At 72.3% G+C, this 12,678-nt stretch carries 9 protein-coding genes; 7 read left to right on the top strand and 2 right to left on the bottom strand.

Going from position 1 to position 12,678, the window contains the following annotated elements; genetic code table 11:
* Window positions 1-9: 9 nt before the first annotated feature.
* Window positions 10-1,134: a serine hydrolase domain-containing protein gene (locus ABD333_RS14965; RefSeq protein ID WP_344541341.1), complete on the bottom strand. Its 1,125-nt coding sequence runs from the start codon at window positions 1,132-1,134 to the stop codon at window positions 10-12.
* A gap of 215 nt (window positions 1,135-1,349) precedes the next feature.
* On the opposite strand from ABD333_RS14965, the gene ABD333_RS14960 reads away from it, so the two are divergent.
* Both ABD333_RS14960 and ABD333_RS14955 read left to right on the top strand, forming a co-directional pair.
* Window positions 1,350-2,123 carry a cyclase family protein gene (locus ABD333_RS14960; protein WP_344541339.1) on the top strand — a complete coding sequence of 258 codons (774 nt, stop codon included), beginning with the start codon at window positions 1,350-1,352 and terminating at the stop codon, window positions 2,121-2,123.
* The gene (locus ABD333_RS14955) at window positions 2,120-3,793 is read left to right on the top strand and encodes a thiamine pyrophosphate-binding protein (RefSeq protein WP_344541337.1); all 1,674 of its coding nucleotides are present in this window, start codon (window positions 2,120-2,122) and stop codon (window positions 3,791-3,793) included. Before ABD333_RS14960 ends, ABD333_RS14955 begins: the two co-directional genes overlap by 4 nt.
* A gap of 6 nt (window positions 3,794-3,799) precedes the next feature.
* Here the strand turns inward: ABD333_RS14955 and ABD333_RS14950 are convergent, their stop codons facing one another.
* A complete protein-coding gene (locus tag ABD333_RS14950) occupies window positions 3,800-5,026 on the bottom strand; it encodes a nitrate/nitrite transporter (RefSeq protein WP_344541336.1) in 1,227 nt (408 codons plus the stop codon).
* An 87-nt stretch (window positions 5,027-5,113) separates the two neighbouring features.
* Here ABD333_RS14950 and ABD333_RS14945 point away from each other — a divergent pair, with 87 nt between their 5' ends.
* From ABD333_RS14945 to ABD333_RS14925, 5 genes are all read left to right on the top strand, one after another.
* Entirely contained in the window at window positions 5,114-8,677 is a 3,564-nt protein-coding gene (locus ABD333_RS14945) for a nitrate reductase subunit alpha (RefSeq protein ID WP_344541335.1), read from the top strand.
* A gap of 1 nt (window position 8,678) precedes the next feature.
* Window positions 8,679-10,328: a nitrate reductase subunit beta gene (gene narH / locus ABD333_RS14940; protein WP_344541334.1), complete on the top strand. Its 1,650-nt coding sequence runs from the start codon at window positions 8,679-8,681 to the stop codon at window positions 10,326-10,328.
* A complete protein-coding gene (narJ, locus tag ABD333_RS14935) occupies window positions 10,328-10,945 on the top strand; it encodes a nitrate reductase molybdenum cofactor assembly chaperone (RefSeq protein WP_344541333.1) in 618 nt (205 codons plus the stop codon). The genes narH and narJ overlap by 1 nt, the downstream gene beginning before the upstream one ends.
* Window positions 10,942-11,670 (top strand): respiratory nitrate reductase subunit gamma, encoded by a 729-nt coding sequence (gene narI / locus ABD333_RS14930; RefSeq protein ID WP_344541332.1) that lies wholly within the window; start codon window positions 10,942-10,944, stop codon window positions 11,668-11,670. Before narJ ends, narI begins: the two co-directional genes overlap by 4 nt.
* Window positions 11,671-11,839: 169 nt before the next feature.
* On the top strand, window positions 11,840-12,667 hold the full coding sequence (locus ABD333_RS14925) for an MIP/aquaporin family protein (protein ID WP_344541331.1): 828 nt from the start codon (window positions 11,840-11,842) through the stop codon (window positions 12,665-12,667).
* Window positions 12,668-12,678: the final 11 nt, after the last annotated feature.

Genomic DNA, 12,678 nt, shown 5'->3' with positions numbered 1-12,678 from the left:
AGAACACGGTCAGCCCTGGCGGGTCCGGGCCACCTCGGCGGCCACGGCGCGGAAGGCGGTCTCGGTCTCCTCCATCCCGAGGACGGTCGCGAGGGTCGACTTCACGATGACCACGTCGTGCTTCGGCGAGACGTAGATGACCTGCCCGCCGAGCCCGTTCGCGCTGAACGCGCCGTCGTCGTCGAGCCACCAGTGCAGGCCGTACCCCCGGTTCACCGTGGACGAGGGCCGCGTCGACTCCTCCACCCAGGAACGCGGGACCACCTGCCGTCCGTGGGCGGTGCCGCCGCGCAGGAACAGCAGCCCGAAGCGGGCGAAGTCGCGGTCGGTGGCGTAGAAGCAGCAGTAGCCCATGCTGTTGCCGTTGGAGTCGTTGCCGAGGTAGACGCCGGACTCCATGCCGGCGGGCTGCCAGATCTTCTGCTCCACGTACTGGTGGAACGGCTTGCCCGTGGCGCGGCTGACCACCCAGGCCAGCACGAAGGAGTTCATCGAGGTGTACTCGAACCGGCTGCCCGGCGCCCAGCCGCGCTTGCGCTGCGCGGCCATCTTCGGCAGCGGGTGGCCCATGCTCGCCGCCACGTGCACCGGCGGGACGTCGAGGGGCTCGTTCCACTGGATGCCGGACGACATCCGCAGCAGGTCGCGGAGCGAGACCCCGTCGTAGCCGGAGCCGCGCAACTCGGGCAGGTACTGGGTCACCGGGTCGTCGATGGACTTGACGAAGCCCTCGCCGACGGCGATGCCGACCGCCGCCGAGGTGAACGACTTGGCCATCGACCAGGACTGGAACAGGGTGTCGCGGGCGGCGAAGGAGTAGCGCTCGAACACCACGTCCTGCCCGGTCCGCGCGTCGAGGACCACGAACCCCTGGGTCCCGGTGCGGGCGAGGTAGTCGTCCAGCGTGTGCTGCCGGCCGTTGTAGGTGTAGGTCACCGAGAGCTTGCGCGGCGCGTCGCGCAGCTTGACCGGGTCACCGGACGGGCGCACCAGGTCGAAGGCGCGCGCCGGCTGCGACGTCGAGACCGGCGATGGTACGGGCGCCGGCTCGGCCTCTGCCTGGGCCGTGACCGGGAGGGTGAGCAGCGCCATGGCCAGCAACGCGGCGCCTGCGGCGCGGGTTCGGGTGTGCAAGAGGGGCCTCCGCGGGAGGTGGGAGAGCACGGGGACGCCCCGATAGTGCCCGCCTGATTTCCGCAGGTAAATGTGCACAGGAACGCATTTAGGGCCCCTTGGCTGTGCTTGAACACACATCCGTGTCTGTTTCGAAATGCGGCACCCGGTGCGCCCTCGCTTCCTGCGCGCTCGGTATGCGGATACGTTCGGTGCACCGTGCCGTGGGAGGAACGATGTCCGTGCTCGCCGAACTGCTCAACGCCGTCGCCGCCGGATCGGTGGAGGTGGTCGACCTGACCGCGCCGCTGTCGGAGTCGACGCCGATCCTCCGGCTGCCGGAGCCCTTCGCCAACACCGTCCCGTTCGCGCTGCGCCAGATCAGCCGGTACGACGACCGGGGCCCCGCCTGGTACTGGAACGACTTCACCACCGGAGAGCATGTCGGCACGCACTTCGACGCGCCCGTCCACTGGGTGACCGGGCGCGACGGGGAGGACGTCTCGCAGGTCGAACCGCGCCGGCTCGTGGCGCCCGCCGTGGTCCTGGACGCGTCGGCGCGGGCCGCCGCCGACCCCGACTTCGTGCTGGAGATCGACCACGTGCGCGCCTGGGAGAAGGCCAACGGGCCGTTGCCTGACGGCGGGTGGCTGTTCTACCGGACCGGATGGGACGCCCGTTCCGGCGACGCGGACGCGTTCCTCAACGCCGACGAGACGGGACCGCACTCGCCCGGGATCTCCGCGGACTGTGCGCGCTGGCTCGCCGAGGAGACGCCCATCATCGGGATCGGGGTCGAGACCGTCGGCACCGACGCGGGCGCGGCCCACGGGTTCGAGCCGCCGTTCCCGTGCCACTCGTACTTCCTCGGCGCGGGCAAGTACGGCCTCACCCAGCTGCAGAACCTGGCGCGCCTTCCCGCGCGCGGCGCGGTCGTGCTGGCCGCGCCGCTGCCGATCGTGGGCGGCTCGGGCAGCCCCGCCCGCGTGCTCGCCCTGGTCGAACGGTGAACGTCGCGGAGGCCGTGGGGACCGCCCTGACCCGGCTCGGCGTCGAGACCGTCTTCGGCGTCGTCGGCAGCGGCAACTTCCACGTCACCAACGCCCTGGCCGCGGGCGGCGCCACGTTCGTCGCGGCGCGCCACGAGGGCGGGGCCGCCACGATGGCCGACGCGTACGCGCGGGTGAGCGGCGGGCTGGGCGTGGTGTCGGTGCACCAGGGACCCGGGCTGACCAACGCGATCACGGGCATCGCCGAGGCCGCCAAGAGCCGCACGCCGCTGCTGGTGCTGGCCGGCGAGGTGGCCGCCTCGGCGGTGCGGTCCAACTTCCGCGTCGACCAGGCCGCGATCGCGATCGCGGTCGGCGCGGTCGCCGAGCGCGTCCACTCGCCGGAGTCGGCGCTCGCCGACGTCGCGCGCGCCTGCCGGACCGCCGTGGGCCTGCGCCGGACCGTGCTGCTCGGCCTGCCGCTCGACGTCCAGGCCGCCGAGCACCCCGGTCCGGTCGTCATCCCGGCGGGCGCGCCGCTCGCCGCGCCGGCGGTGCCGGTGCCGCTGCTGCCGGTGCCGCCGCCCGCCGCGGTCGCCCGGCTGGCCGGCGCGCTGGCCGCGGCCGAGCGGCCGGTGTTCATCGCCGGGCGGGGCGCCCGCCTGTCGGGGGCGGGCGACGCCCTTCGCGACCTCGCGGAACGCTGCGGCGCTCTCCTGGCGACCTCCGCCGTCGCCCGCGGGCTCTTCGGCGGCGACCCCTACGACCTCGACGTCAGCGGCGGGTTCGCCACCCCGGTCGCCGGCGAGCTGATCCGCGGCGCCGACCTGCTCGTGGGCTGGGGCTGCTCGCTGAACATGTGGACCCTGCGGCACGGCTCGCTGGTCGGCGAGAACGCCAAGGTCGTCCAGGTGGACGTCGACGCGGAGGCGCTGGGCGCGCACCAGCCGGTCGACCTCAGCATCATCGGGGACGTGGCCGAGACGGCGCGGCTCGTCGACGCCGAGCTCGCCGCCCGCGGCCACGCCGTGCCGGGTTACCGGTCGGCCGCGGTGGCCGAACGGCTCACGCGCGAGGGCCGCTGGCGCGACCAGGCGTACAAGGACGAGTCCGACGGCGAGCACATCGATCCGCGGACCCTCTCGATCGCCCTCGACGACCTGCTGCCGGCGGACCGCACGGTCGCCGTCGACTCCGGCAACTTCATGGGATACCCGGCGATGTTCCTCGCCGTCCCGGACGCCGACGGCCTGGTGTTCACGCAGTCGTTCCAGTCGGTCGGGCTCGGCCTGGCCACCGCGATCGGCGCGGCGGTCGCCCGCCCGGACCGGCTGACGGTCGCGGCCCTCGGCGACGGCGGCGCGCTGATGGCGATCGCCGAGCTGGAGACCGCGGCGCGGCTCGGGCTGGGCCTGCTCGTGGTGATCTACGACGACGAGGCGTACGGCGCGGAGGTGCACCACTTCGGGCCGGACGGGCATCCGCTGGACACCGTCACCTTCCCGCCCGCCGATCTCGCCGCGATCGCGCGCGGCTTCGGCTGCGCCGCCGTCACCGTGCGGGGCGAGGGCGATCTCGCGGCCGTCCGGGAGTGGCTGGCCGGACCGCGCGACCGGCCGATGGTCATCGACGCGAAGGTCACCCGGAACCGGGCGGCCTGGTGGCTTGAGGAGGCCTTCCGAGGGCACTGACGGCGGTCACCGGCGGACGTGGCCGCGTTCGGCGGCGGGACGCTCGGTGCGCGCGCGGCCGGTGTCGCGGAACGCCAGCGCGGTCAGCAGCAGCGCCGCGACGGCGCAGCACGCCAGCAGCAGGAGCGCGATGAGGTACGAGCCGGTCGCGCCGAAGACGGCGCCCATGAGCAGCGGCGGGAAGTAGCCGCCGAGGCCGCCCGCCGCGCCGACCAGCCCGGTGACGGAGCCGACCTTGGACGCCTCGACGCGCTGGCCGATCAGGGCGAAGACGCCGCCGCTGCCGAGGCCGAGCGCGAACGCCAGCAGCACGAACGACAGCCCCGCGCCGAGCTCGGGTGCGGGCTTGAGCGACACCACGACCGCCATCACCGCCGCCAGCGCGAACGAGGCCATCAGCACCAGGCGCGGGCCGATCCGGTCGGACAGGATCCCGCCGAGCGGGCGGGCGACGACGGCGGCCAGCGAGAATCCGGCCGTGCGCATCCCCGCGTCCACCGCGTCGAACGCGTAGACGTCCCGGAGGTAGGTCGGCAGGTAGGTGGAGAAGGCGACGAAGCCCCCGAACGCCAGCGCGTACAGCAGCGACGCCTGCCAGGTGGTCCTGATCCTGAGCGCCGCCGCCAGCCGCGGCGCCACCGGCTCGGCCGAGGGCCGCCACTCCGGCGAGTCCCTGGCGACCAGCAGCACGACGGCGCCGGTGACCGCGAGGGCCGCGGCGACCAGCAGGAACGTGGGCGTCCGGCCGATCGCGTCGGCGAGGCGCGGGGTGAGGAAGGCCGACAGTGCCGTGCCGCCCATGCCCGCGCCGAAGACACCGGTGGCGAATCCGCGACGGGACTTGTCGTACCAGGCGTTGCAGAACGGAACGCCGACCGCGAAGGCGGTGCCCGCGATGCCGAGGACGAAGCCCCCGGCGAGCATCAGGCCGTACGAGTTTCCGGCGAAGGCCACGAACAGGACCGGGACGATCGACAGGAAGCTGACCGCGGCGAACATGACGCGCCCGCCGTAGCGGTCGGTGAGCGCGCCGACCGGGATCCGTCCCAGCGAGCCGACCAGGACCGGGATCGCGACGAGCATGGACGTCTGGAACGCCGACAGCCGCAGGTCCCTGGAGTAGGCCGAGGCCAGCGGGCCGATGAGGTTCCAGGCCCAGAAGTTGATCGCGAACGTCCAGGTGGCCAGCGCCAGGTTGAGCGTCTGTCCTCGGCGCAGCGCGCTTTCGCTCATCGATGCCCCCGAATTCCAGCAGGATGTCACCGCTTATGTACCCAGCGTGATGGGAATGATCGCCGGAGCGATCAGTTCGGGGGTGCGATGAGCGATGTGCTGCTGCGTACCGGCAGGTTCTTCCGCAAGGGGCGGATCTCGCCGGACCTGAGGGCGGTCTACGAGACCGGCGGCCGGGAGGGGGACGTCTTCTACCGGGACCGCTGGAGCCACGACAAGGTGGTCCGCTCGACCCACGGCGTGAACTGCACGGGCTCGTGCTCCTGGAAGGTGTACGTCAAGGACGGGATCATCACCTGGGAGACGCAGGCCACCGACTACCCGTCCGTGGGCCCCGACCGGCCGGAGTACGAGCCGCGCGGCTGCCCGCGCGGCGCCGCGTTCTCCTGGTACACCTACTCGCCGACCCGGGTCCGCTTCCCCTACGCGCGGGGCGTGCTGGTCGAGATGTACCGGGAGGCCCGGTCGCGGCTGGGCGACCCGGTGGCGGCGTGGGCCGAGCTCACCACCGACCCGGGCAAGCGGCGCCGGTACCAGTCGGCGCGCGGCAAGGGCGGCCTGGTCAGGGTCGGCTGGGACGAGGCCGTCGAGATGGCCGCCGCCGCCCACGTGCACACGATCAAGACGTATGGGCCCGACCGGGTGGCGGGCTTCTCCCCGATCCCGGCGATGTCGATGGTGTCGCACGCGGCGGGCTCGCGGTTCGTGTCGCTCGTGGGCGGCGCGATGCTGTCGTTCTACGACTGGTACGCCGACCTGCCGGTCGCCTCGCCGCAGGTGTTCGGCGACCAGACCGACGTGCCCGAGTCGGCCGACTGGTGGGACGCGGCCTACCTGATGCTCTGGGGCTCCAACGTCCCGGTGACCCGGACGCCCGACGCGCACTGGATGGCCGAGGCCCGGTACCGCGGGCAGAAGGTCGTGGTGCTCTCGCCGGACTACTCCGACGCCACGAAGTTCGCCGACGAGTGGCTCGCGCCGCATCCGGGCACCGACGGCGCGCTGGGCCTGGCCATGGGACACGTGATCCTCAAGGAGTTCTTCGTCGACGGGCGGGTCCCGTACTTCACCGACTACGTCAAGAGGTTCACCGACCTGCCGTTCCTCGTGACGCTGGAGGAGCGAGACGGCGCGTACGTGCCCGGCCGTTTCCTCACCTCCGCCGACCTCGGCGACCGGGGCGAGGACGCGGCGTGGAAGACGGTCCTGCTGGGCTCGGCCACCGGCGAGCCCGTCGTACCGAACGGGTCGCTGGGCTTCCGCTGGAACGAGACCGGCAAGGGCAACTGGAACCTGGACCTGCGCGGCGTGGACCCCCTCCTGACGGTCCTGGGAAGCGGCGAGGGCGAGACGGCCGAAGTCGTCCTGCCGCGCTTCGACGCCCCGGACGGGTCGGCCGGAACGTTGCGCCGGGGCGTGCCGGTCCGCACCGTACGGGGGCATCTCGTCACCACCGTCTACGACCTGATGCTGGCGCAGTACGGTGTGGCGCGACCGGGCCTGCCGGGGGAGTGGCCGGCCTCGTACGACGATGCCACGGCGCCCGGCACGCCCGCCTGGCAGGAGGAGATCACCTCCGTCCCGGCGCGGTCGGCGGTCCGGATCGCCCGCGAGTTCGCCCGGACGGCCCAGGACTCCGGCGGCCGGTGCATGATCATCTTGGGGGCGGGGACCAACCACTGGTTCCACTCCGACACGATGTACCGGACGTTCCTGTCGCTGCTGATGCTGACCGGCTGCCAGGGCGTGAACGGCGGCGGCTGGGCGCACTACGTCGGCCAGGAGAAGGTCCGGCCCTTCACCGGCTGGGCGCAACTGGCCTTCGGGCTCGACTGGGCGAGGCCCGCCCGGCAGATCCCCGGCACGCCGTACTGGTACCTGCACACCGACCAGTGGCGGTACGACGGCCATGGGGCGGACGCGCTGGCCTCCCCGATGGGCAAGGGCCTGTTCGCCGGGCGGCACACCAAGGACCTGGTGGCCGAGTCCGTCCGGCTCGGGTGGATGCCGATGGCCCCCGCGTTCGACCGCAATCCGCTCGACCTGGCCGATGAGATCGGTGACGGCGACCCCGGCGCGCACGTGGCCGAGCGGCTGCGCGAGGGGACGCTGAAATACGCCTGCGACGACCCCGACGCTCCGGAGAACTGGCCGCGCGTCCTCACCGTCTGGCGGGCCAACCTCCTCGGCTCGTCGGCCAAGGGCAACGAGTACTTCCTGCGGCACCTGCTCGGCACCGACTCCAACCTGCGCGGCGAGGAGATGCCGGACGCGCCGCGCGGCAAGCTCGACCTGCTGCTGTCGCTGGACTTCCGGATGACGTCCACGACCCTGATGTCCGACCTCGTCCTGCCCGCCGCCACGTGGTACGAGAAACACGACCTGTCGTCCACCGACATGCACCCGTTCGTGCACGCCTTCACCCCGGCGGTGGACCCGCCGTGGGAGGCGCGCAGCGACCTGGACGCCTTCCAGCTGATCGCCGACCGGTTCAGCGAGCTGGCCGCGACGCACCTGGGCGTACGCCGCGACCTGGTGGCCGGCGCGCTCCAGCACGACACACCCGGGGAGATGGGCGCTCCCCACGGCGTCGCGGGCGGCACCACTCCCGCGTTCGCCGTGGTGGAACGCGACTATCCGGCGGTCGGCCGGCGCATGGCGGCGCTCGGCCCCAAGGCGGCCGGCGCCGGACTCCCGGTCAAGGGCGTCGTCTTCGAGCCCGACGAGGAGATCGGCTGGCTCCGGCAGCGGTGCGGGACCGGCGCCGACGGCAACCCGCGCCTGGACACCGACGTCAAGTGGTGCGAGGCGATCCTGGCGCTGTCGGGCACCACCAACGGCAGGCTGGCGGCCGCGGGTTTCCGGCGGCTGGGCGAACGCACCGGCACGTCGTTCGAGACGCTCGCCGCCCACGGCGCCGAGCGGCGCGTCACGTTCGCCGACACCCAGGCGCGGCCGGCGCCGGTCGGCGCGTCGCCCGAATGGTCGGGCATCGAGGCGCCGGACCGCCGGTACTCGCCGTTCACCGTCAACGTCGAGCACCTCAAGCCGTGGCACACGCTCACCGGCCGCATGCACTTCTTCCTCGACCACGAGTGGATGGCCGAGCTGGGCGAGCAGCTGCCGGTGTTCCGCCCGCCGCTCAACATGCACCGCCTGTTCGGCGAGCCGGCGCTCGGGGGCGACGCGACGGCCGAGCTCGCCGTCCGCTACCTCACCCCGCACTCCAAGTGGTCGATCCACTCCGAGTACCAGGACAACCTGTTCATGCTCACGCTGTCGCGCGGCGGGCCGACCGTGTGGATGAGCGTCCCCGACGCCGACCGGATCGGCGTGCGCGACAACGACTGGATCGAGATGGTCAACCCCAACGGGGTCGTCGTGGCCCGCGCGATCGTCTCGCACCGCATGCCGGCCGGGACGGTCTACTACCACCACGCCCAGGAACGCGTGATCGACGTGCCGAAGAGCGAGGCCACCGGCCGCCGCGGCGGCATCCACAACTCGCTGACCCGGCTGCTGGTCAAGCCGACCCACCTGATCGGCGGGTACGCGCAGCTGTCGTTCGGGTTCAACTACCTCGGCCCGACCGGCAACCAGCGCGACGAGGTCACCGTGATCCGCCGCCGGTCCCAGGAGGTGACCTACTGAGATGCGCATCATGGCGCAATTGGCGATGGTGATGAACCTTGACAAGTGCATCGGCTGCCACACCTGTTCGGTGACGTGCAAGCAGGCGTGGACCAACCGGTCGGGCATGGAGTACGTCTGGTTCAACAACGTTGAGACCCGGCCCGGCCAGGGTTATCCGCGGCGGTACGAGGATCAGGAGAGGTGGCGGGGCGGCTGGACGCTGGACCGGAGGGGACGGCTGCGGCCCCGGGCCGGGGGACGCGTCCGCAAGCTGCTCACCCTCTTCTCCAACCCGCTGCTGCCCAACATCAGGGACTACTACGAGCCCTGGACCTACGACTACGAGACGCTCACCACCGCGCCGCTGGACGACGACATCCCGGTGGCCCGGCCCTACTCGCTGATCAGCGGCAGGCCGATGAAGGTGGAGTGGAGCGCCAACTGGGACGACGACCTGGGCGGAGGTCCCGCGCTGGCCGCGCGCGACCCGGTCGTGGAGAAGATCTCGGACACGGTCCGGCTCGACTACGAGCGGGCGTTCATGTTCTACCTGCCGCGGATCTGCGAGCACTGCCTCAACCCGACGTGCGTCGCCTCCTGCCCGTCCGGCGCGATCTACAAGCGCGCCGAGGACGGCATCGTGCTGGTCGACCAGGACCAGTGCCGCGGCTGGCGGATGTGCGTGACCGGCTGCCCGTACAAGAAGATCTACTTCAACCACCGGACGGGCAAGGCCGAGAAGTGCACGTTCTGCTACCCGCGCGTGGAGGTCGGCCTGCCGACCGTGTGCTCGGAGACGTGCGTGGGACGGCTGCGCTACATCGGGGTGCTGCTGTACGACGCGGACAAGGTGACCGAGGCGGCGAGCGCCGAGGACGACCGTGACCTGTACGAGGCGCAGCTCGGGCTCTTCCTCGACCCGGCCGATCCGCGGGTGCGCGAGGCGGCGCGGCGCGACGGCGTGCCGGACGCCTGGGTGGAGGCCGCGCGGCGCTCGCCCGTGCACACCCTGATCAGCCGGTACCGGGTGGCGCTGCCGCTGCACCCGGAGTACCGGACGATGCCGATGGTCTGGTACGTCCCGCCGCTCTCGCCGGTGGTGGAGGCGCTCCGCGACTCCGGCCACGACGGCGAGGACGCGCGCAACCTCTTCGGGGCGATCGACACGTTGCGCATCCCCGCCGAGTACCTCGCGGAGCTGTTCACGGCCGGGGACACCGCGCCCGTGATCGGCGTCCTGCGAAAGCTGGCCGCGATGCGCTCGTACATGCGCGACAAGAACCTCGGCGGCCCCACCGACGTGGGCAAGGCGATCGACGTCGGCATGAGCTCGGCCGACCTGGAGGGCATGTACCGGCTGCTCGCGCTCGCCAAGTACGAGGAGCGGTACGTCATCCCCACCCAGGCGCGGGCCGAGGCCGCCGCGCTGGAGGAGACGGTGTGCCCGGTCGACTACGGCGACCACGACGAGGGCAACGGGCCGTTCGGCGAGTCGTCCGGCCGTGTCGGGCCCGCCTCGGTGGAGAGCTTCCACGCGCTGCGCGAGCGGCAGACCAGCGGCGCGCTGACGGACCCGTCCGACCGCAGGGGCCGCGTCAACCTGCTCAACTGGGACGGCAAGGGCCGCCCGGACGGGCTGTTCCCACCCGGACCGGAGGAGGACGGCTGATGGACGGGCGGACGACGGTGTGGCAGGCGGCGTCGCTGCTGCTCGCCTACCCGGACCGCGGGTTGTACGACCGGCGGCCGATGCTGCGCGGGGCCGTCGCGGCGCTCGGCACGGGCCGGGCGGCGGGACGGCTCACGGCGTTCCTGGACCACCTGGACGCGACGCCGCTCGGGCGGCTCGCCGAGCACTATGTCGAGACGTTCGACCTGCGCCGCCGCTGCTGCCTCTACCTGACCTACTACCGGGACGGCGACACGCGGCGGCGCGGCGCCTCGCTCGCCGTGCTCAAGGCGCGCTACCGGACCGCCGGGGTCGAACTCGACAGCCGCGAGCCGCCCGACTTCCTGCCGATCGTGCTGGAGTTCGCGGCGCTGCACGGCGGCGCGGCCCTGCTGGCCGAGCACCGGGCCGGTCTGGAACTGCTGAGGCTCGCGCTGCTCGATCGCGGCACGCCCTACGCCGCGCCGGTCGAGGCGGTCTGCGCCACCCTGCCCGGACCCTCGCCGCGCGACCGCGCCGAGGCGGTCAGGCTCGCGGGGTCGGGCCCGCCGGCCGAGAGCGTCGGCCTTGCGCCGATCCTGCCTGACGACGTCCGACCAAGCCGGGAGTCCCGATGAACCTGCTGCTCTGGGCGGTCCTGCCGTACGTGGCGATCGTGGTCCTGGTCGCGGGGACCGTGTGGCGCTACCGCTACGACAAGTTCGGCTGGACGACGCGTTCGTCGGAGCTCTACGAGAGCCGGATGCTGCGGATCGCCAGCCCGCTGTTCCACTACGGCCTGATCTTCGTGATCCTCGGCCACGTGATCGGGCTGCTCGTGCCCGAGGGCTGGACGGAGGCGGCGGGCGTGTCGGAACGGGCCTACCACTGGGGCTCGCTCATCGGCGGCTCGCTCGCCGGGTTCGCGGCGCTGGCCGGGCTCGTCCTGCTCGTCTACCGGCGCCGCACCACCGGCCCGGTCTTCTCGGCCACGACGCGCAACGACAAGCTGATGTACGTGCTGCTCGGCGGGTCGATCGTGCTGGGCGTCGCCGTCACGATCGTCGCCAACGGGGTGCTCGGGCCGTACGACTACCGGCGGACGGTCGCGCCCTGGTTCCGCGGCATCTTCACCCTCAGGCCCGACCCCGGCCTGATGGCGGGCGTGCCCTTCCTCTACGCCGCGCATGTGCTCGCCGGGATCGCGCTGGTGATCCTGTTCCCGTTCAGCCGCCTGGTGCACGCGTTCGCGGTACCGCTGAAGTATCTGTTCCGTCCCTACATCGTCTACCGCAGCCGCGGAGACGAGGGGCCGCACACGCGCGAGCCCGCCCGGGGCTGGGAGCCGGTCACCCGCCGCTGACAACCACAACCTCGGTCCGGAATCAAGTGGCCCGGCGTCATGCGGAGCCGGCAGGCGTGCGGAGGCGACATCGGAAGGCCTTACCGGTTGACCGGTTCGTCCCAGTTACTTACTTTCGCTGACAGTTGTGCCTCACGTCACACCCGCCCGTTCGTCCCGAGGAGGAGAGATGGCGGAACGACTGAGATTCCCGCCGCTGGCCCGCGAGATGGCCGCCGAGTTCGCCGGAACGATGATCCTCATCCTCTTCGGGGTGGGGGTGGTGGCGCAGGTCGCCGCGGGCGGCATCGGTGACCACGACAGCATCGCCTGGGCCTGGGGCATCGGCGTGACCCTCGGCGTCTACGTCTCCGCCGCGATCAGCGGCGGGCACATCAACCCGGCGGTCACGTTCGCGCTGGCGGTGTTCAACCGGTTCTCCTGGCGCAAGGTGCTCCCGTACTGCGCGGCCCAGACCGCGGGCGCCTTCGTGGCCGCGCTGCTCGTGCGGTGGAACTACACCGAGGTGCTGGCCAAGGCCGACCCTGGCCACACCATCAAGACGCAGGGCGTCTTCACCACGCTGCCGGGCAATGGAACGCTCCCGGTCAGCATGTGGGGCGGCTTCCGCGACCAGATCATCGGCACCGCGATCCTGCTGTTCGTCGTGATGGCCCTCACCGACCTGCGCAACCTGCCGCCGCTGTCGAACCTCACCCCCGTCATCATCGGCCTGCTCGTCGTCGGCATCGGCATGGCGTGGGGCACCGACGCGGGTTACGCGATCAACCCGGCGCGCGACTTCGGGCCGCGGCTCGCGCAGTACCTCACCGGGTACGGCGGCGCCTGGCGCGACCAGTACGGCGATCTGTACTTCTGGGTCCCTATCATCGGACCGCTCGCCGGTGCTGTGATCGGGGCCGGGCTCTACCTGTTCCTCATCGGCCGCAACCTCCCGCCGGAGCCCGCGCCCGAGACCAGGCCCGAGACCAAGCCCGAGTACGACGTCCAGCCCTGACCACCTCGTCC

Source organism: Actinomadura fulvescens (genome assembly GCF_039533225.1).
Classification (GTDB): domain Bacteria; phylum Actinomycetota; class Actinomycetes; order Streptosporangiales; family Streptosporangiaceae; genus Spirillospora; species Spirillospora fulvescens.
Note: the sequence above shows the minus strand (reverse complement) of the source record. Positions and strands in the feature narration are given on the sequence as shown.

What these genes read in the sequence shown, in the direction of transcription:
- ABD333_RS14960 (WP_344541339.1), top strand. Translation starts at nt 1,350, where the DNA reads ATGTCCGTGCTCGCCGAACTGCTCAACGCCGTCGCCGCCGGATCGGTG.
- ABD333_RS14950 (WP_344541336.1), bottom strand. Translation starts at nt 5,026, where the DNA reads ATGAGCGAAAGCGCGCTGCGCCGAGGACAGACGCTCAACCTGGCGCTG.
- ABD333_RS14945 (WP_344541335.1), top strand. Translation starts at nt 5,114, where the DNA reads ATGAGCGATGTGCTGCTGCGTACCGGCAGGTTCTTCCGCAAGGGGCGG.
- narH (WP_344541334.1), top strand. Translation starts at nt 8,679, where the DNA reads ATGCGCATCATGGCGCAATTGGCGATGGTGATGAACCTTGACAAGTGC.
- narJ (WP_344541333.1), top strand. Translation starts at nt 10,328, where the DNA reads ATGGACGGGCGGACGACGGTGTGGCAGGCGGCGTCGCTGCTGCTCGCC.
- narI (WP_344541332.1), top strand. Translation starts at nt 10,942, where the DNA reads ATGAACCTGCTGCTCTGGGCGGTCCTGCCGTACGTGGCGATCGTGGTC.
- ABD333_RS14925 (WP_344541331.1), top strand. Translation starts at nt 11,840, where the DNA reads ATGGCGGAACGACTGAGATTCCCGCCGCTGGCCCGCGAGATGGCCGCC.